Source organism: Pseudomonas sp. LBUM1648 (assembly GCF_059716145.1).
The window spans coordinates 6,345,037-6,365,503 of sequence record NZ_CP166808.1; the positions used below are offsets into that span (position 1 = coordinate 6,345,037).

Sequence of the window (20,467 nt, forward strand, 5' to 3'; positions counted from 1 at the left end):
GTTCATCCTTGAGTCATTAAGGTTTTGCGTTTGGTGAATCGGGTGATGCATTGATCTGGTCCGTTCATGCCCCAGTAAGTGCTGAGCAACGTCTTACGTTTTTTGTCGACGCGCAGGTTAACGAAGCCATCGCCGCAGTCCGGCTGCAACTCTTCGAACATTCCGGTTCTGGTTTGGTAAACGAACACCCGGTAGTAATCGTAAGTACCCATGCCGTCATCCAGCTGCCAGATCGCGAAATCCTGGGTGCCGTCGAAATTGAAATCGTCGAACTGCATGTGGAGTTCGTTTTCGGCTTCAAAATCGATTGTTCGCGACTCGCTGTGCGTTTCGCTTTTAACCGCGATGTTCAGCTTGGAGCCTTCGAGAACCAGCGTCGCTTCGGCGCCTTTGGTTGGGCTGAACGTGGTGGTTTCGGCTAACGCCGGGATCGTCCACATTAGGCCAAGCAGTGATACCGCTAGAGTTTTGAATTGCATGTGCTCGCTTTACTCCCACTTGCATCCGGACTCCAGGGAGGAGTCGATGCTGGTATTGAATCCGAAGCTGTACACCTTGCTGTTGGACTGCTTTGTGTAAGACATCGAGACGATCTGTGAGCCTTGAGTCATCAACTCATAGCTACCCGTGACCTTGCCGTTGACGACTTCAGACCAGGTTCTGGTGTGCTGCCAAGGGGCGTCCGGGTCGAGAATTTCGTTCTCGGAATCCGTTAGAACAATGGAAATGGGCTCATTGGATTTGGCGTATTTCACAAAGCCACCAGACCATTTGCTGGCTTCGTCGTAATAAGTGCGGAGTTCGAACTTTACCGGGCTGGTTTCGGAGAGTTCGAAGCAGAGTGATTCGCTGGTGACTGCGCTGTGGGCCATCAGCGGGAAGAGGCAGCAGAGCAACAGAAGTATTTTTTTCATGTTCATTTCCTTATGAGAGTCGGGTTCACTGCTCTTTAACTCCCGGCTTTCTCCAGCAAAAAATCTGTCATCGGTAGGCGTCGGTTACGTGGATAGGCCGTTGTTGTCAGACCGATCCTCGCTGTGTCGCAACCACTTAAACAGAAGTCACGATCTTTCGATCTACTGCTAAACGGATGTCATGTTCGTCGGACATTTCCCGCAAGACGCCGAGCCATCCATGAACTATCCGACCTTCCCATTCGCCGCTAACCTTGATTTGTCACCGCAAAAAACGGTGACACGGACGTGCAAGTCCGGTACATATCGCCGCACAAACGCCTAGTCAAAGGCCCGAGCTTTAAATGCTCGCTATGACGCTTTATGGCGGCTGTGCGCGGGAGGTCCCTTTGGGGTCTGCCGGGTCCGATATGCCCGGTCTTGCACACCTGCGTACAGCTGCCACCTTCATTCGAATGCAAGCGAACGGGTGTCAGTCCCCTTAAATACTCATATCGGGATGTATCTATGTTCAAAGTAACGCCCAACCCGCCAGAAAATACTGGCACCCCCGCCGAACAATCCCTCGAAACTGCGACGCTCGACAAAGAAGCCGCTGACCGCGCCTTCGCCCATTACTTCCCACCTACCAACGACAAACCATCCAAACGCCGAAAAGGCAGACTCTTCACCATCTCCACCGGCATTGACCCGGAAGCCCTCCTGGCCAACGCCTCCGAAGACATGCTGTCCATCAGCGCCATCGCGGCCAAATTAGCGGATGACGTCGAAGGCTCAAACCGCTCGGTGGCATTGGCACTGAGTAGAATTGCCGATGGTGCGCAGCTCATGGTGGAACGTGCGTTGGATCACTTAGAAGAATTGATCGCGGCAAGGCTGGAAGCGAAAACGTAAGCGGAACGAGGGGACTGATTGGGTTAAATAAAAATCCGTCCTCACTTTCCAACTATTTAAAGGAAACCGGGGACAGACCACGTTCTTTGACAATTACTGAAAAGTGGTCTGTGCCCATTTAATTTATTAAACCTCTATTCCCCTGACCAATACCAAATTGTATCGCCCCATCGCGAATCATCTACATTCGGCATAATTTCGCCCTGCTTGAAGTATCGCCGAGAGTTAGCTTGCGCGGGAGTAAACCAATAACCTTGTTTACTACATGGTTGCCCCGAGTCAACACGACCAACTTGTGAGATGCTGGAGCCGGTATAGTTTCTAGCATACTCAACCAAGTCCTTCGGATAAACCATATGATCTATTTTGCTATCATCAATCCCATAAAGAAATGCAATAGCACCTGCTTCAAAGGCCCAGTAACCAACGTAGCTACCATCATCACCATCAATACTTAAATGCGAGTCGTGCCAACTCGCCTGGAGTTCACCAAAAGATTCATACCACTGACCGCAATATTCATTCAAAAGCTTAGATGCCTCGGTTTTGCTAGAGGTATAAATTGATCTGATCAGCTTCGTATATACTGGATGAAACCACTCATCTATATCAGCCCTACCTGCCAAGTTTTTACGTAGCAAATCTTCGTACAGCGTATCCTCACTATTAAAGCCTGCCGCATCTGTCAAACTTACAAACCTGGCCAATAGATCATTCCGATGCAACAGGATGCACAGGCTGGCCACCTGAACAAACTCCTCAAAATCTGCTGGAGAATCTTCAAGATCTAGTGGCGATATATTCGGCACCCCCTCATACTCAGCCAAGGCATTTTGATACACCTCAAAATTTCGCACGACTCTTTCAAGCGGTTCAAACAACTCTGAAATAGGTTCGCCAGCTGTATACCTGATTATCAAAGCGCCGAGTGAATCCTGTTTAACCTCAAAGGCTTTCAAAGATGCTTCCTGGCCTGGAAAATCCTCTTCCAGATTGTGCGTACTCCAATACGATTCCGAAGAATCATAAAAGCCCACAAGGTTTTTATAATACGCCTCTGTAATAAATGGCTGCCTTCTATTCATTTTTATTTAAACCTCAAGCCGCAAAGAATCTAGTGCACCATGTTTTTTCGCCAGCGATTTTTTTCGCCTATTCACAGCTTGCTTTACCTCATCCTCACCATAGTGAAATGCGGCATGCTTTGCATGGCTGGATTCAGGGGATCCACTAAGAAGTGCCGCAGCATGCTTCTCCGGGCTTCCCGAAAGATGATACAACGGAGAAAAAAATAGATGCCTTGAGTAAGAATTAAGAATTTCTCTTGTCATCGTAACTCCCACAGCGTCCCTTAGATTTTTTGATATCCACTCTTTACTCATCTGAATCATCAAGTCGTTTTTTCGGGCTTTAGAGGGTTTCGCGGCCTTCACAGATGCATTATCAGAAGATTTTTTACCAGATACCTTTGTTCGATTTTTCCCCGTAACTTTTCCAGTAGAACCATTATCATCTTTGACCTCTTCAACAGGTTCCAAAAGATCGCTTAATTGAGGTTCACCGGAAACACCGAGTTTTGAATTAATGCTCGGCTTACGAGTATTATTGGGTCTTCTCAAAAACTTCGGAGCATCCTCATTCTTGCTTGCTTTTGCCTCGACAATGGCAAATTTTCTTCCTGCGTTCGTCGCGGGATCTGCTCTCCATACAGCGTCAATACCTGTGCCGTTAGCAGGATCCGACAACTTATAAAGAATATTGTGACTTTTCGGGCTCCCACCTTTAGAGAGCTTACCCAGTTTACTTGCGCTTGGTTTCCCTTCTAACCATTTTCCGTCAGCTCCCTTGTCGTGGCCATCCCAATCTTTACCCCAACCAAATTCCACTGCACAAATGTAGTCAGCGATATGTTCTCCGCTTACACCCAAGCCCTCGTTGGAAATGTGATAACTCTTCTTTTCTGTTTTGTTTTTATCTATAGAGTTAGGTCGAGTTTCACTCGCGCCGCTTTTACCTTGCGTTGCGACTGCGGGATCTTTACCCGCTGGCTTATGACCTTTGGCCGACTTGCTTGAGCCCGATGCCATAGCCGAACTATTGCGCTGCATCCCTTTCCACTTAAGCAAACGCTTCTCAACAATTCCTATCATCTCAGGCATGTTGTCGCGTGCAGTAGCAAGCACAGTAACGATAGTAGATTGAGTCCAAGCAGGTAAACTTTTATAAGTAGAGGACCCTTTCACTCCGCTGATAATATCGTCCAGCTCTGCGCGCAACTTTGATGCATCAAAAATTTGCTTTAGCAATTCTTCTGGACTAGTTTTTACACCACACTCATCTAACACGAAACGCAGGAGATCAAATAGTACTGGCGCGAAACGCTGAGGGTCGCGATTGACTATACGTAAGCTCTTCTTGAGTCCGTCACCCGGACCGGGAATCCAACCGATGACAGCCATCAGCAAATCAAACTTTGCGTCCTCTTTACCCTCTGCAGTTCCAGCATTGTAGAGATCAATGGAGGACTCCACAGTATCGTAAGCATCAATGGCTTGGCCTAGGAATGGCACTGCACCCAAAGCAATGCCTTTTGCCAGTTCAACAGCAGCCTCTTGGTAAGCGGCTTTACGATCTTCATCGCCTGCGGCATTCGTCGCATTTAAATCCTCACTCATTTCAGCCTCCCTGCGGCTTGCTCAATCAATGCTTGTAAATCAACTTGAGCGGGGTCCAACCCAAGTTTTCGCAGGTCTGAATTGACCTTGTCATCGGTACTCTCAACTACTTTGACTGACTCACGGTCGAAGGGTCGCGGGTCTTCACCGTAATAAACTTCAATTGGACCTGGCGGCACATCTTCCAGTCGAGCGAATCCCTTAGCATCCAGGATACCTTCACGGCTAGACCCATTAGCGAACTCGACACGATAAGAGGCACCTGGCACAGGTTCAAGATTGCTTTGGTGCAAATTCAACTCAAGCCACGTTGGATTGGCTTTCCCCGCCTCTAGCACCGCCCCAGCTTTCGCTGCGTCAGCCAGTCCGGGCAAACCCGGAACTTTAATACCAATTCCTGAACCAGTTCCAGCAGCACCTCCAGCATTAATCTTCACCACCGGCCCAACCACCGTCACACCACCGCCATCAAGCTTGATAAAGCTCCCGCCCCCCAAAATCGTCAGCTCAGTACCCGCCTCAATAACAATCTTGTCCCCAGCCTTGAGGTGAATCTCTTTCCCCACACCGGTCAGTTGCGCCGTCCCCAGCTTCACATGCTGGTTCTGCCCAACCGTCAGGTGATCATCGAGCTTCGCTTCAATCTTGCGATCGGAAATCGTGGTGCGGTGTTCTTCAGCCTTCAGCTCGGTGTAACTGTTCTTCACCACCGTGTCATGGCGTTCATTACCGACCCGAATCTTCTGATCGTGCTCAACGTTCTCATCCCAATCGCGCTGGGCGTGGATGTAGATCTGCTCCGCACCTTTCTTGTCTTCAATGCGCAGTTCGTTGTAACCGCCGCCCCCCGGTGAGCTGAGCGTTTTGAACACGCTGCGCGTCTTGTTCGCCGGCAGTGCATACGGCACCGGGTTTTCCTTGTGGTACAGGCAGCCGGTGACCAGTGGTTGGTCGGGGTCGCCTTCGAGGAAGGTGACGAGGACTTCCATGCCGATGCGCGGGATGCTGATGGCGCCGTAGCGGTCGCCGGCCCAGGAGCTGGAGACGCGCAGCCAGCAGCTGGTTTTGTCGTCGGCCAGGCCTTCGCGGTCCCAGTGGAATTGGACTTTGATGCGGCCGTATTGGTCGCAGTGGATTTCTTCGCCTTTGGGGCCGGTGACGTGGGCGGTCTGGCTGCCGAGGACGCGGGGTTTCGGGTGTTCGAGGGCCGGGCGGTAGAACACGTCCCACGGGGTGGCGAGGAAGGTGTTGCGGTAGCCCTGGTGGAAATCGTCCTTGTTGTCGGTGGTGTCGCTGGTCACGCCTTCTTCGAGCACTTGCGGCTGTTTGCCTTCGTGGACGATTTCGGTGAGCAGCCACAGGTCGTTCCACTCGCTGCGCGGGTGGTCGGACATGGCCATGAAGTGGCCGCTGACCAGCTTGGTCTGGTCGCCACGACCTTCGGCCTGGCGGTAGTCGGCGCGGTGGCGTTCGAGGGCGCGTTGGCTGAGGAATTTGCCGCGCGCGCGGTCGATGAAGCGGCCGGGGTAGTCGTAGTCTTCGAGATCCGGTTCGGCGTCTTTGCTATCGAGAGCGCCTTCAGGTTTGTACGCCGCTTCCATTTGCAGGCGCGGCTTTTCGAAGTCGTAGTCGCGGCGCGTGGTGCGGCTGGTGCGGGTTTCCAGGCGCAGCTTGAAGCCTTTGATCACCGGTTCGTCGGCGACCATGCCGCTGCCTTGCACATACGCGGTCGGCTGGCCGAGGTCGGGGAACACGGTCTGGTCGTCGCCGAACACCAGCAGGTGGCCTTTGTCGCTGTGCTGGAAGTGGTAGTGAATGCCTTCTTCTTCGCACAGGCGCTGGACAAAGTGTAGGTCGGTTTCGTCGTACTGCACGCAGTAGTCTCGATCCGGGCACGGCTGGCTCAGCTGGAAGCTGTAGGCGTTGCCCTTGATGCCGTGCTCTTCGAGGATCAGCGCGATGATTTTCGGCGCCGACATCTGCTGGTAGATGCGCTGGTTGGTGCGGTGATGCAGGTATTGCAGTTGCGGCACCATCGACACTTTGTAGCGGGTCAGGCGCTTGCCGGCATCGCCTTGGGCGACGCGGTAGATCTGGCCGTGGATGCCGCTGCCCTGCGGATCGAACGCCAGGAAGGCCTGCTTGTGCAGGAGCTTTTCCAGGTCGAGATCGGGGTTTTCGCTGACCAGTTCGAGGTCGAAGCGATACGGCTGGCTGATGCCTTCGGTGCCGACAAACGACAGCACTTGCAGGTCGCCCACGTAGTCTTCGACCTTGAGGCTGAAGTGGGTTTCGTTAGCTGAGTTGAACATCGTGTGCTCCCTGTTCGAATGTCATCCGTTACGCCCGAAGTCGCAGACGTTGTAGCCAGGACGAAGTGGCGCCCATGGCGTCACGCAGTTGGTCGGCAGTGATGGTGCGTGCTGCCGGATCAAAGCTCAGCGCGGTTTGCAGCGCTGGCCAACAGTGTTTCGGTAGGTTTTGCGGTGCTTGCAGTTCGCGCTCCAGGTGCTCGTCGCGGGCCTGGGTCGAGGGCAAGCGGCGGAACGGGTGTTTGCCGCTCGCCAGTTCATAGATCACGCAGGCCACGCCGTACACGTCCGCGCTGGCCGACAACGGTTGGCCCTCAAGCAGTTCGGGGGCGGCGTAGCCCGGGGTCCAGGCGTTGAAGCGCTCACGGCTGAGGTGCGGCAGGCCGGGCAAGGTGCCCTCTTCTGCCTGGCCCAAACCGAAGTCGAAGAGGCGCAGGCCGTCTTCGCTGAGCATGACGTTGCTCGGTTTCATGTCACCGTGCAGCACACCGCGACGGTGGGCATAGGCCAACGTGTCGAGCAGCGGCAGGACGATGTCGCGCAGTTCTTTCCACGGCAGGCCGAGGGGCCGCTCGCAGAGCAATTTGTCCAGGGTCAGGCCACGCATGTATTCCATGGTGATGAAGGCCCGCTGGCAGTCAGTGTCGACTTCAAAGGTGTGTGCGCGCACAACGTTGTCGTGGCGCAGGCGTCGGGTCAGGGCGAACTCGCTGTAGAGCAAGGCACTGGCGTCCGGCGATTCGGCAAATTCTTCGCTGAGGATTTTCAGCGCAATGTAAGGGTCGGGATCGCCGAACTGTTCGTGCAGCAGATCCCTTGCCCGGTAGACAGCACCCATGCCACCCGCCCCGAGCAGACGCTCGAGGTGGTAGCGACCGGCGAGCACGTCCGGCAGCGCACCGATGCTGGCCTTGGTCGGGGCCAGCGCAGGCTCTGCGTTGTTGGACTTGGCGAAGGCGAAGTAGGTCAGGTTGTTGGCCTGTTCTTCGCTCATCAGCAAGTCATCGATTGGCGATTCGATATTGGTCATTGGCGGATCACCACGGCAGTCAGGTTGTCGCGAGCGGAGCCCCGCAGGGCGCCGTCGAACAAACGTTCCAGCGCCACATGCGGCGCACTCAGACTGAGGGCGTTGCCGAGGGCATCGCTGCTCAGGCCTTGGTACAAACCATCGCTGCAGAGCAAAAACGCATCGCCCGGATACACCTCAAGTTCCAGCACATCCAGGGTCAGTGTTTCGGCCGCACCAACAGCTCGGGTCAATGCCTGAGCCGCCGGATGCGCTGCCGCCTGTTCGACGCTCATTTGCTGTTCGTCGATCAGTTGTTGTTGCAGCGAATGGTCTTTGGACAGCTGATACAGACGCTGCCCGCGCCACATATAGCAACGGCTGTCGCCGGCCCAGATGCAGGCCGCGCGATTGCCTTCCACCAGCAGCGCCACGACGGTGCTGCCCATGATGCTGTCGTGACGGCCGGCAGTGACGGTCAACTCCTGCCCCAAACGCCGGTTCAGCCAGTGCAGGCACTGGCGGATGGCTTTGAGGCGTTCGTCGAAGTCTTCGTGTTGCGGCAACTCAGCCAGGCTGGCGACGATCAACTGGCTGGCGATGTCGCCCCCCTGATGACCGCCCATGCCGTCCGCGACCACCCACAGCCCCTGCTGTGGCGAGTCGAGGAAGGCATCTTCGTTGCGCGCCCGCACCTTGCCCGGGTCGGTACGCGCCGCGCTGCGCCAGGTACTGGCCACGAGCATCAGAGCTGCACCGGCATACGGAAGGTGCGCAGTACGCCCATGTCGAACGGGTTCGGCGTGCGTTGGCTGGTCAGCAGGTAGTTGGCGCGCAGGCCACCTACGTCGGCTTTCAGCACCAGCACGTCGCGACCGGTCAGGTACTCGGTCTGCATCAGGTCGAACAGACGGAACAGCGACCATGGGCCGGAGTTCTTCTCGATACCGATCGGACGCCCGGCCATTTTGTCCATGACCAGACTGGTGCGGCCGTCTTCAGCATCGGTCGGCCATTTGAACGACATTGGCAGGATCGGGCCGTGACGGTATTCCATGGTCTTGTCGCCGAACTTGAATTCGGAACGGCTGACCGCCGGATCGAGTGTGTACGGCTCAAGTTTGAACTGCACGGTCGGCTCGGCCGGGTTGATCGAGAAGAAGCTCTGACGAATTGTCAGCGCTGCAGCCATCTGATCGAGGTAGACCTTGGACACCGGCAGGCTGTGGCCGTCGACGCTGCGCATCCGGTAATTGCCCGGATCACCGCTGACGAACGGACGCATGTAGCTGTCGAAGAAGCGGTCGACGGTACCTTGAGCCCGGAAGAACTCGCGGAAGTCGCTGATCGCCACGTCGCTGGTGCTGCTGGCGCTGAACGGATAACGCTTGCTGATGGTTTTGCCATACACGCTGTACAGCTCGTTCTGATAACGGCCGTTCAGGTATTGGTAGGCATCGTTGAGCACCAGACGCCAGGAGTCTTCGGCCAGCACGTTGAACCACACGCTCAGCGGACGCGGCAGACGACCCGAGGCGGCACGCAGGTTGGTCAGCGCATCACGCTGACCGCTCATGCGGGTTTTGGCCATTTCGAAGGCGGCTTGTTCCGGCGTACTGGAACGGGCCAGACCGGACAGTTGCAGTTGCAGGTCGTTGAGCGCGCTGAGGGCCGGAGTCAGGTCAGCGGCCGGGCCGTTGTTGTCATCGAGCAAACGATGCAGCGGTTCGAAGCGACGTTGCAGGGACTTCTTGGCGGTGTCCGGCAGATTTTTCGCGACGTTCAGGGCCGAAGCCTTGTCCGCCACGGCCGAGGCCAGTTTGCCGACTTTGCCAATCTTGCCCTTCTGGCCGGCCAGCGCATCAGCGGCATCACCAGCTTCATCCACCGGATCGGCGGCGGCTTCGAAGCGGGTGTTTTCGCGGACTTCAGTCAGCAATGCCAGTACCGGCGAGTTGGCCGAAGTCAGACCCGCCAATTGCTCGGCGCCTTCACCGGCGTCGCTGATCGGCGGCAAAGCCACTTGGCCAACGGCCTCGCTCCAGTAGTTGGCGTAGTCGCGGAAGTACAGTTGCTCCAGCTCGACCATCAGGCGACGCAAGTCCATGTCGCTGATGCCGACGCCTTCGCCCAGCACCCAGTTGTCACGCAGGATGTCGGTGACCAGCGCCGAGCCCTGCACCGAGAAGTACTGCTGATAACCCTGTTGGGTGTAGAAACCCGGGATCACGTATTCGGTGCCGATAAACAGCGAGCCCTGTGGGCCGAGGTGTTGGCTGAAGCGGTATTCCGGCAGGTTGCGTGCCTGCTCGCGGAGCATGCGATAGACCACGGTCGCCAGCGATTCGGCGCGCAGAACCTGACGTGCCTGCGTCACCAACTGATCGTTGAGCGGGTAGATAAACGGCTGCTTCAGCAGGCGTTCGAGGTGGGTATTCAGACCGTTCTGCACCGCGGTGTTGCCGGTGTAGCGCTGCGACCAGTCAGTGGCGACCCAGTCCTTGAGCCATGCGGCGTCGCGACGATCTTTCATGTTCAACATCAGGTACGCACGCAGGCTGTTGAGCAGCTTTTCGCGGTCCTTCATGTTGGCGCGGATCTGTCCTTCGAGCATGGTCGCAACCCGTGGCAGCAGTTGCGTTTCAAGCTCGCGCTCGTAAGCCACTTTGACCACTGGATTGACGTCTTCGCCCTGATACAGACCACCACGTTCGTGGTACGAGACGTCGCCCTTTTTCGGGAACGCCTGCGTCGCCGCGTAGCTGGTGTCGAGGGTTTTCAGCGCGCCCATCGCGTCATCACGCGGGGACAGCGCCGTGCGTTGCTGAGTCCAGTTCTGTGCCAGTGTGCGCAGGTTTTCCAGACGCTCGTAGTTGGCCGAGAAACCGCCCGCCCAAAGCATGCCGAACAGGGCCAGTGCCGCCAGTGCGCCGACGTACAGCGCGCGCTGGCCCCAATGAATGCGGCTGCGTTCGCGCTTGTCCAGACCGGCCAGATCGGCCTCGGGGAAAATCACCTGGCTGAACAGATGATGGATGAAGCGCGAACGACCGCTGCGCAGCGTTGGCAGCACACCGGCATTCATGCCGAGACTGGCGCCGATGCCGGCGGTGGTTGCGTCCATCTCTTGCGTCAGGTGCGGGGCGCTGGTCAGGTAGAAACCACGCAGTTGCGTGGCACGCTGATAACGGTTGCCGGTGAACGCCATGTCGACGAACAGGCACAGGCGCTCGCCGATCTGCCCCAGTTGATGCGGGAAGTCGAGGATGCGGCCACGGCGCTGGGTATCGCGCTCGGAGTGCATGCGCATGATCACCTGGCTATTGAGGCGACGCAGCAGTTCTTCGAACTCGTTGCGCAGCACAGCCACGTCGGTGCCCTGTTGATCCTTGCGGAAACTGGTACCCAGCACCTGATCGCTTTCTTCGCGGGTCAGTTGATCGAAGAACTCGTCGAAGCCCAGCAGCTTGTCAGCCTTGCTCAGCACCAGATAGACCGGCACATCGACGTGCAGCTTCTGATAAACGTCTTGCAGACGGCCGCGTACCTGGCGCGCCAGGGTGTCGATGTCCTGCTCGCTGCCACCGGTGAGGGTTTCCACCGGAATGGTCACCAGCACGCCGTTCAACGGACGGCCGCGACGACGCTTGCGCAGCAGCTCCAGCAAGGTGCGCCAGGCGCTGCCGTCGACTTCCGCGTCCGGCTGGGTGGTGTAACGCCCGGCGGTGTCGATCAGCACACCGTGGTCGGCGAAGTACCAGTCGCAATGCCGGGTGCCGAGGGTGTCGCGGGTCAGCTTGCGGTCGATCTTGTTGATCGGGAATTCCAGACCGGAAAAGTCCAGAAGGCTGGTCTTGCCCGACGCCTGTGGGCCGATCAGCAGATACCATGGCAATTCACTGCGCCAGCGTTCGCTGCGGCCGCGATACAGGCTCGAAGTCTTCAGGGTTTTCAGCGCGTCTTTGAAGCGCGCCTTCAACTCTTTCTGCTCGTCGTCGATCAGCTCTTCACGGCGGATACGATCCTGGCCGTCTTCGGTGGCTTCGACTTCTTTCTTGCGTACACCGGCGCGCCAGCTGACGAAGACCATGGTCAGGCCCCAGATCAGGAACAGCACGCTGATGGTCAGCAGGCGCGAGGTCGCGCTCTCCCAGAACTTGTAGTCATCTACCGCCAACAATGGACCTGCGAACCACACCAGCAGCGCTACGAACAGCACCAGCAGCAGGGTCCAGACCCAGGTCTGGCGCAGGAAGGCGCCGACTTTCTTGAAAAACTTTTTCATCACACGTCCCTGTTTACGGCTGCGACTGCGGTTGAACCGCGGCTGGATCAAGCGGCTGATAAGGTTGCAGAACGGTGTCGCGCTGCTCGCCCAAGACCCAGGCGAAGCCCGAATACATCACCACCAGACAGACGAAAGTGAACAACACCACCATCCACGCTGGCACGATGCGCACCAGGTTGCGGCGCTGATCGTTCAGGCCTTCCCAGTGCGGTGACAACTCGCGCGGCACGTCGCCACGCAACTGACGGATCTGCCGATACAAGGCATCGCGGATGCCTTCGAGTTCGAGCATGCCGCGCGCTTGTACGCGGTACTTGCCCTCGAAACCGAGGGACAGGCACAGGTACATCAGCTCCAGCATCGGCAGGTGTTTGACCGGGTTCTTCGACAACCGATCGAGCAACTGGAAGAACTTCTCGCCACCGAAGGTTTCGTTGTGGAAGCTGCTGAGCAGGCTCATCTGCGACCATTCGCTTTCGTTGCCCCACGGCGTGGTCACGACGGCTTCGTCGACCACGGTGCAGAGCACGTAACGCGCGGCCATCACCTGGCTGCTTTCGGCGCCATTGTGCAGGGCGCGCACTTCAAACAGCTTGAGCCCGGCGGTCAGGCGCTCGTTGAGCGCGTACAAATCTTCGCGGGTCTCGCTGTGTTTGAGGCGCACCACTTCCGAGAGCAGTTCGGACGACGCCGCCACCAGCGAATTGAGGCTGATATTGAACGCTTCCGCCGGACGCAGGCGCGCAGCGTAGATCATGCGTTCTTCCAGTTGCTCGAAACGCGGCGGCGCGGCGAAGTCGGTCAGCGGACTGGCTGCCGGTCCGTGGCCCTGACGATCGAGCAGGACGGTTTTGTCGTCCTGGTTGTAATCCGTTTCCTTGATCATGTCGGTCAGTTCCTGATGGCCCAGAATTTCAGTTCAAGCTCGGCGAATTCGCCGGACACGTGGAACGCGAAGCCGCCGGAGCGCTCGAGTTGTGCCAGGTCTTCGGAACTGAGTTCGAGGATGAAATAGGTTTTGTTGGAGTGGAACGCGATCTGCCGCGGGGCCACCGGCAACGGTTTGACCTTGATCCCCGGCAAGTGCAGGTTGACCAGTTGGCGGATGCGCTCCACCGGGCCGACCTTGAGGTGCGCCGGCAAGCGGTGGCGCAGTTCTTCGGAGTCGCAGTTGGCACTGGCCGCCAGCACGAACGAAGCCGAGCCGAGCAGTTTGTGGTCGTGCAACGGCGACACGATGATGCCGTACTGACGTGCTTGCAGGATCAGTTCGATGGCGTGCTGTTCAAGCACCATCGACAGCACCTGACGAATCGCTTCCATCAGTTTGCGGAAGCTCGCGCCCTGGTCGGCGTGGGAGTAGCGGCTGTCCAGACGCGGGCGTTTGCTCTCGCCGGAGAAGGTCGCCAGATCGCCGAGCATGGTCAGCAGCGTGCGATACAACTCTTCCGGGTGCACCTGCTCCAGACCCAGATAGTGGCGCAGCAGCAGTTCGGTGCGGTTGATCAGTTGCAGCATCATGAAGTCGCCGACTTCCGCACCGCCGACCTTGCCGTTGGAGCGAATCCGCTCGGCAATGGTGTCGCCACGGTGGCTGAGCATGCTGATGACTTCTTTCAGGCACGACAGCAAGTAGCTGGAGGCGTGGGCCTGAATGTAGGTCGGCACGAAGTCCGGATCGAGGCTGATCACGCCGTCGGGCGTGGTGTCGAGCACGTCGCAGATCTTCAGCTTCACGTAGGCCTGATCGCTCTGCTGCTCGCCGAGCAACAGTTTGAAATCCGGGCGACCGCAGCTGACCTGGCTGGCGGAATCGTCGCCGGCGTTGGAGTCGGCCACTTCGGCGTCGTACGCGGTGTAACGCGCGAGCACGTCGGACTGCTCCGGACGGCGCGCCTCGATGTGGTTGCCGGTGACCAGCGGCAGTGCCAGGTAGATCGGTGTGTTGCCGGTGTTCGGCGGCACGTCCAGCGCCAGCGGTTCGGTGTTGCCACCGAGTTCGAACAGGCTGCCGTCCGGCAGAATCCCCGAGGCTTCACTGATCACCAGTTTGCCCATGTTGAGGAACTGCAAGTCGATCTCCAGATTGAGGAAACCCCAGGTGTAGCCACCCAGCAATTGGGTGCGGGTTTTCATCTGGTGATCGAAGTAGCGATCGTTGTGCTGGAAGTGCTGCGGACGCAGCAACATGCCTTCCTGCCAAATGACTTTGTGGGTATTCATGTTCAGTCATCCGCCTTGGCAAGCACTTCGTGGGTGTTGCGGATACCGGCCTGATCAAGGGTCAAATCGGCGTCGGTGAGTTCCAGCGGAGTGATCTGCACCGTGTAGCGCCATTTGGTTTCCGGCAGGTCGCGGTAGGCGGCGAGGATGCCGACGTAACGGCTGCCCTCCTCCACGCTGAGTTTCAGCTCCACGGTTTCCCCCGGGCGCAGTTCGAGTTCTTCGCTGGCCACCAGATCCGGGTTGAGGGATTCCTTGGCGCGCTCGTAGAGGCTGAAGAAGTCAGCGTTCTCGAAGGTCACCGGGTGCTTGAGTTCGAACAGGCGCACCACGATCGGCGAAGGACGGCCGTTGAGATCCGGGTTCAACTGATCGCTGCCGGTCAGTTTCAGGTTGACCTTGGTCACTTTCGAGTACGGCGACAGCGACGAGCAACCGGCGAGCAGCACCAGCACGGTAAGCGCAGTCAGCGTCTTGAAAAAAGCGGTCGAGCGGCGAGACATGCGCATCATCCTTGGTGGTCGGTGTGGAGGGTGGAGATCAGGCGGATCTGTTCTTCGTAGGCCTGAGCGAAGTCGCGGGCCAGCAGACGCTCGCTCCAGTCATCGTCCTGACGCAGCGCCTGGTGATAACGGCCGAACGCTCTCCAGCGCCCGCCGGACGTGGCGATCAGCGGCTTGCTGTCGCGCTCGAAACGCAGGGTCAGTTGCTCCGGCGAGAAGTGCTCCAGCGTGCCGCGTACGGCGGCGCGGCTGGCGGTCAGCAAAGCCACCTGATGCGCCTGCAAGTCACGGAACGCGCGCGAGATGGCTTGCTCGGCCGGCAGATGCCCGGGCTTGCTCGGCTGCAACAGAATCTGCAGTGCTTCGCTCGGATCGACGGCGAATTTCAGCGGGTTCTTGTTGGTGCCTTGCACGGTGGTCTGGGCCAGACGCAGCTCGTTCTTCAGCTCCGAACGTGTACGCAGGCTCTGCTGCAAACCGCCGATGCTCTGACGCAGCAGACGCGCGGCGTTCAGTGCCAGGGCTTCGCGTTCGTCATGACTGAGGCCTTTGACATCCACGCCCAGCGCAGCACCGAAGTGATCCCAGAAACCTTCGCTCTGACGCTCGACGGCTTTAGGCGCCGGAGCAGGCTCAGGTTCGGCAGGCGCGGCGATCAGTTCCGGCACCATCAGGCTTTCCATATCGATGCGCGCATAGTCGGCACGCTGACGGGAGTCTTCAGGCTTGGTGTTCGGCGCCAGCAGTTCGTCGATTTCCGAGTAGACGCGCTCTTGCTGTTCGAGGGCGTTAAGCGGATCGAGATCGAGGAACGCGTCGTCGGGGATGATGCTGCCAGCGGCGCGTGGACGGCCGACTTCACCGTCGAAGGTTGCCGGGTCACGCACCAGTCGCGCGCGAATCTCGAAGTCACCCAGCACGTAGGTGCTGCCGTGCTCGATGCGCATCGGCTCGCCCTTGTGCAGGCGTGCGCCGCTTGTGCCGTCCTGAACACCATTGCTGCTGGTGTCGGTCAGGAAAAACGTGCCTTCGCGGTAGCTGACAATCGCGTGATGATTGGACAGATGACGCTTGCGGTCAGGGATGATCCAGTCGCAGTCCTCGCCCCGCCCGATCACGCCGCCGGCCTGTTTGAAGGTCTTCTGGCACAACTCGGTGGGCACGAACTGCTTGGTGTTCAGCATTTCGAAAACCAATTCCATGTTTGATGCTCCTTGCGGTCACTTGCCGCGATTGACCGCTTGCGGATCACCCAACGGGCGATAGTCGTTGTCGTTGAATTTGTAATTGCCGCTACAGCCGCCAAGGCCGCATAGAACGACGAGGGTCAGCAGGACAGCGTGCCAGTGACGAACAGACATCAGAGGGTCTCCAGGGGTAGACAAAGCACAAAGCGCCGACCCTTGCGGGCGGCGCTGAAATTGTTTTTTTGCGGGGAAATCGATGATTTTGGCCTACCCATCGAAATCTCCCAGATTGATGTTCAACCGCCCGAGGCGGTACAGCAGCGTGCGCCGGGGCAGGCCCAGTTCGCGGGCGGCGAGGGTCTGGTTGCCGTCGTTTTTGCGCAGGCAATCGAGCAGTAAAGTGCGCTCGACCTGTTCCAGGCGTTCGCGCAGATTCAGACCGCTGCTGTCTTCAGGCATCGGCTCCATGCGCAGGGAAAAATGCTCGGCGAGCAACTCGCCGCCCTCGCACAACAGCACCGCGCGTTCGACCAGCGCCTTGAGTTCGCGAACGTTGCCGGGGAAGGTGTAACCGCACAGGTGCTCAAGCGCCCCGTCCGACCAGCGCACCGGATCACGCTGCAAGAAGGTGCAGGTCTTTTCGGCGAAGTGCCGAGCCAGATCGAGGATGTCGCCTTCGCGCTGGCGCAGGGCCGGCAGTTCGATCGGGAATTGCGCGAGGCGGTAGTACAAGTCCTCGCGGAATTTACCTTCGCTGACCAGCACCGACAGATCGCGGTGCGTCGCGGCGATGATGCGCACGTCGATCTTGTGCGTGTCGTTGGAACCCAGCGGACGGATCTCGCCCTCCTGCAACACGCGCAGGATCTTGGCCTGCAACGACAGCGGCATGTCACCAATTTCGTCGAGCAACAGCGTGCCGCCATTGGCCGCGTCGAACAGCCCGGCGCGGTCGCGGTCGGCACCGGTGAAGGCACCTTTGCGATAACCGAACAGTTCGCTTTCCAGCAGATTTTCCGGGAACGCCGCGCAGTTCTGCACGATGAACGCCTGGGAACGACGCGGGCCGCAATCATGAATCGCCCGCGCCACGACTTCCTTGCCGGTACCGGTCTCGCCGCGCAACAGCACGGTGTACGGGCTGTGCAGGACTTTGCTGATCAGCGAGTAGGTCTGGCGCATCGCCGCGCTTTTGCCGATCAACCCGTAACCGCTGATGCTCGGCACACTGCGCAGTGCCGGCTCCATTACATCCAGCGGCTGACGCAGGCGTTGCAGCAAATGCAATTGCCCGAGCACAAACGAGCCGAGCTGGCCGAGCGAATCAGCAAAGCCCTGCAGGTCGGTGCGATGACGACTGGCACACAGCAGCAAGCCTTCGACAGCCTTGTGCTGATTGACCAGCGGCACGCACAACAGCGACTGCCACGGCGCCGTCGCGGCGGGCAGGAAACTGGTTTCGTGCAGGCTGCCACTGAGGTCGTCGAGGCACACCACGCGGTTCTGGCACAGGGCGAATTGCAACAGTTGCTCACCGTTGTAATCCGCCGGCAGGCTCGCGGCCTGACGCGGTTGCAACGCACCGTCGAGGTACTCGGCGTTCATCCCGAGGCACGTGTGGGTGGCGTCGAGCAGATACAGCTGCGTCAATTCGCAGCCACTCAACTCGGCCAACCCACGCACGAATTCACCCAGCAACGCAGCACCGTCCGCCGCCCGCGACAGACTGGCGAACTGCGCCAGCAACGCTTCGGCATAGACCAGCGGCTGCGGCACTTGAGTGAACATCACGCCCACCTCAGGCGAACTCGCACATCACGCTGGCGTTGCCGTCGAGCGTGGCATGCACACGCTTGAGGCTTTCGCCGGTGGCCATCGCGTCGAGCAGACGATCCGCCACCAGCGGCAGCACGTGCTGGTCGAGCAGGTGGTCGATCAGACGCGCACCGCTGTCGCTTTGCGTGCAACGCTCGGACAGGTGATCGACGAGGTTCTGGCACCAACTGAAATCCAGCTGACGACGGTTGAGGCGCTCGCCGAGACGACCGAGTTTGATCTCGATCAGCTCGCGCAATACCGGGCCACCGACCGGGTAGTACGGCACTACTTTCATCCGCGCCAGCAGCGCTGGTTTGAAGTGTTTGCTGAGTACCGGGCGAATGGTTTCTTCGAGCAGTTCGGCGGTCGGCCGAGCGCCGTCTTCGCAGAGGTCGCTGATCTTGTCGCTACCGAGGTTCGAGGTCATCAGGATCAACGTGTTGCGGAAGTCGATCTCACGCCCTTCGCCGTCGTTGGCCACGCCTTTGTCGAAGATTTGGTAGAACAGGTTGAGCACGTCCGGATCAGCCTTTTCGACTTCATCGAGTAGCACCACCGAGTACGGTTTCTGGCGCACCGCTTCGGTAAGCATGCCACCCTCGCCGTAACCGACGTAGCCCGGCGGTGCACCGATCAAGCGCGAGACGGTGTGCTTCTCCTGGAACTCGGACATGTTGATGGTGGTGATGAAACGATCACCGCCGTACAGCAGATCGGCGAGTGCCAGTGCGGTTTCGGTCTTGCCGACGCCGCTCGGGCCAACCAGCAGGAACACGCCGACCGGTGCATCAGGCTTGTTCAGGCCGGCGGCGGTGGCGCGCATCGAGCGATCCAGGGCGTGTACGGCTTGTTCCTGACCACGGATGCGCGTGCGCAGGTCGGTGGCGAAACTGGCGACTTTGGCGTTGTGCTCACGGGCCAGTTGCGCCAATGGCACGCCAGTCCAGGCGCTGATCACTTCAGCCACCAGACGCGGGCAGACTTCGAAGCTGACCAGACGCTCTTTGACTTGCGCGGCGGTCAGAGCACTGTGGGTTTCGTTGAGCTGGGCTTCCAGCGCTTCAACGCTTTGGCCGTCCTCGACCTCGGCAACGATGGTTTCGATCACGGTGCCTTCAGCGTCTTCCTCAACGTTGACGGTCGGCTCGACGGCGGCGGCTTCGCGGGCCTTGGCCAGTTGCTGACGCAGCTCCAACAGACGCTCGGCCAGTTGCTTCTGCTCAGTCCACAGGCTTTCCAGTGCGACCATTTCGTTTTCGGCTTCGTCCAGGCGCGCTTCCAGTGCCTCCAGCGCTTCGTGGTCGATCAGCAGACCGGCTTCGGCATCGCGGCGCAGGGCCTGACGCTGACGGCCACCTTCGGCCAGTTCGCCACGCAGGCGCTCAAGGCTTTCCGGGGCGGCGGCGAGGCTGATGCGCACGCGGGCGCACGCAGTGTCGAGGACGTCGACGGCTTTGTCCGGCAGTTGCCGACCGGCCAGATAACGCGCGGACAGCTCGGCGGCAGACACCACCGCGTCATCACGCAGGTAGATGCCGTGGCTCTTCTCGTAGACCTGAGCCAGACCACGGAGGATGGTCACCGCTTCGCTGACGGTTGGTTCGTGCAGTTGAACTGGCTGGAAACGACGGGCCAGCGCCGGGTCTTTCTCGAAGTATTTTTTGTACTCGGCCCAAGTGGTCGCGGCGATGGTGCGCAGCTCACCCCGAGCCAGTGCCGGTTTCAGCAGGTTGGCCGCGTCGGAACCACCGGCATTGCCGCCCGCGCCGATCAGGGTGTGGGCTTCGTCGATGAACAGAATGATCGGCTTCGGCGAGGCTTTGACCTCGTCGATCACGCCTTTGAGACGGCGTTCGAATTCGCCTTTGACGCTGGCGCCAGCCTGCAACAGGCCCATGTCCAGCGACAGCAGCTCAACGCCTTTGAGCACTTGCGGCACTTCACCGGCGGCAATGCGCGAGGCCAGGCCTTCGACGATGGCGGTTTTACCGACACCGGCCTCACCAACCACGATCGGGTTGTTTTTGCGGCGACGGGCAAGGATATCGACCATCTGACGGATCGCGCCGTCGCGGCACAGCACCGGGTCGAGTTTGCCGTCACGGGCCTGTTGGGTCAGGTTGTGGGTGAAACGCTGCAACAGCGATTCGCCCTGCGCGGCCGGTTTGCCGTTGGCCGCCGGTTGCTCCTGTTGCGACAGAGCAAATTCTTTCAGGCGATCGATGTTCAGCTTGGCGAGCAGCGGCTGATAACGGCTGCCGGCATAACGCATCGGGTTACGCAGCAGGGCGAGGATCAGCGCGGCGTCTTCGACCTGGGTCTGGCCCAGTTCGAGGTTGGCCACCAACAGGGCGTCTTGCAGCCATTGCACCAGTTCCGGGGCGAACACCGGGTTGCGCGAAGCGCTGTGTTCAACGCGCGATTGCAGCGCGGCACTCAGCTCACCGGCATCGACGTCAGCATCTTGCAACGCGCGTGCGAGCAAGCCGTTTGGACGCTCCAGCAGGCCGAGCATCAAGTCTTCGACGAGGATCTTGCTGCCGCCACGGGCAACGCAACGCTCGGCCGAACGCTCCAGGTCACGACGGGTTTCGGCGTCCAGCGCCTGGATGAGTTGTTGCAGGTCTACGTTGATCATGGCTCA

General features: G+C 58.9%; 16 protein-coding genes. 1 reads left to right on the top strand and 15 read right to left on the bottom strand.

The annotated features are described in order from the left end of the window. Positions 1-2 precede the first annotated feature (2 nt). Complete coding sequence (locus tag ACA043_RS28920) at positions 3-479, bottom strand: XAC2610-related protein (protein ID WP_497658335.1); 477 nt, start codon at positions 477-479, stop codon at positions 3-5. Positions 480-488: 9 nt separating this feature from the next. Then, positions 489-914 (bottom strand): hypothetical protein, encoded by a 426-nt coding sequence (locus tag ACA043_RS28925; RefSeq protein WP_187677118.1) that lies wholly within the window; start codon positions 912-914, stop codon positions 489-491. Positions 915-1,421: 507 nt separating this feature from the next. Between ACA043_RS28925 and ACA043_RS28930 the strand changes: the two genes are divergently transcribed. Further along, positions 1,422-1,808 (top strand): DUF6124 family protein, encoded by a 387-nt coding sequence (locus ACA043_RS28930; protein ID WP_497658336.1) that lies wholly within the window; start codon positions 1,422-1,424, stop codon positions 1,806-1,808. Positions 1,809-1,942: 134 nt separating this feature from the next. Here ACA043_RS28930 and ACA043_RS28935 read toward each other — a convergent pair whose 3' ends face one another. The 13 genes from ACA043_RS28935 to tssH form a co-directional block, all read right to left on the bottom strand. Beyond that, positions 1,943-2,893 (bottom strand): PoNe immunity protein domain-containing protein, encoded by a 951-nt coding sequence (locus ACA043_RS28935; protein WP_497658337.1) that lies wholly within the window; start codon positions 2,891-2,893, stop codon positions 1,943-1,945. 6 nt (positions 2,894-2,899) lie between these two features. Further along, positions 2,900-4,483, bottom strand: coding sequence for a hypothetical protein (locus ACA043_RS28940; protein WP_497658338.1), 1,584 nt, complete (start codon positions 4,481-4,483; stop codon positions 2,900-2,902). Next, positions 4,480-6,795 (bottom strand): type VI secretion system Vgr family protein, encoded by a 2,316-nt coding sequence (locus ACA043_RS28945; RefSeq protein WP_497658339.1) that lies wholly within the window; start codon positions 6,793-6,795, stop codon positions 4,480-4,482. Before ACA043_RS28945 ends, ACA043_RS28940 begins: the two co-directional genes overlap by 4 nt. A 28-nt stretch (positions 6,796-6,823) precedes the next feature. Then, positions 6,824-7,825 carry a serine/threonine-protein kinase gene (locus ACA043_RS28950; RefSeq protein WP_187677127.1) on the bottom strand — a complete coding sequence of 334 codons (1,002 nt, stop codon included), beginning with the start codon at positions 7,823-7,825 and terminating at the stop codon, positions 6,824-6,826. Beyond that, the gene (locus ACA043_RS28955) at positions 7,822-8,550 is read right to left on the bottom strand and encodes a PP2C family protein-serine/threonine phosphatase (RefSeq protein WP_187677128.1); all 729 of its coding nucleotides are present in this window, start codon (positions 8,548-8,550) and stop codon (positions 7,822-7,824) included. The genes ACA043_RS28950 and ACA043_RS28955 overlap by 4 nt, the downstream gene beginning before the upstream one ends. Then, complete coding sequence (gene tssM / locus ACA043_RS28960) at positions 8,550-12,089, bottom strand: type VI secretion system membrane subunit TssM (RefSeq protein WP_497658340.1); 3,540 nt, start codon at positions 12,087-12,089, stop codon at positions 8,550-8,552. The genes ACA043_RS28955 and tssM overlap by 1 nt, the downstream gene beginning before the upstream one ends. A 13-nt stretch (positions 12,090-12,102) precedes the next feature. Beyond that, on the bottom strand, positions 12,103-12,978 hold the full coding sequence (gene icmH / locus ACA043_RS28965) for a type IVB secretion system protein IcmH/DotU (RefSeq protein WP_095187890.1): 876 nt from the start codon (positions 12,976-12,978) through the stop codon (positions 12,103-12,105). A gap of 5 nt (positions 12,979-12,983) precedes the next feature. Continuing rightward, the gene (gene tssK, locus ACA043_RS28970) at positions 12,984-14,315 is read right to left on the bottom strand and encodes a type VI secretion system baseplate subunit TssK (protein ID WP_187677130.1); all 1,332 of its coding nucleotides are present in this window, start codon (positions 14,313-14,315) and stop codon (positions 12,984-12,986) included. 2 nt (positions 14,316-14,317) lie between these two features. Next, the gene (gene tssJ / locus ACA043_RS28975; RefSeq protein ID WP_187677131.1) at positions 14,318-14,818 is read right to left on the bottom strand and encodes a type VI secretion system lipoprotein TssJ; all 501 of its coding nucleotides are present in this window, start codon (positions 14,816-14,818) and stop codon (positions 14,318-14,320) included. A gap of 5 nt (positions 14,819-14,823) precedes the next feature. Further along, positions 14,824-16,020: a type VI secretion system-associated FHA domain protein TagH gene (gene tagH / locus ACA043_RS28980; protein WP_497658341.1), complete on the bottom strand. Its 1,197-nt coding sequence runs from the start codon at positions 16,018-16,020 to the stop codon at positions 14,824-14,826. 18 nt (positions 16,021-16,038) lie between these two features. After that, complete coding sequence (locus tag ACA043_RS28985; RefSeq protein ID WP_003229566.1) at positions 16,039-16,179, bottom strand: hypothetical protein; 141 nt, start codon at positions 16,177-16,179, stop codon at positions 16,039-16,041. A gap of 93 nt (positions 16,180-16,272) precedes the next feature. Beyond that, entirely contained in the window at positions 16,273-17,793 is a 1,521-nt protein-coding gene (locus tag ACA043_RS28990; protein WP_401269843.1) for a sigma-54 interaction domain-containing protein, read from the bottom strand. A 10-nt stretch (positions 17,794-17,803) separates the two neighbouring features. Then, complete coding sequence (tssH, locus tag ACA043_RS28995) at positions 17,804-20,461, bottom strand: type VI secretion system ATPase TssH (protein WP_497658342.1); 2,658 nt, start codon at positions 20,459-20,461, stop codon at positions 17,804-17,806. Positions 20,462-20,467 lie beyond the last annotated feature (6 nt).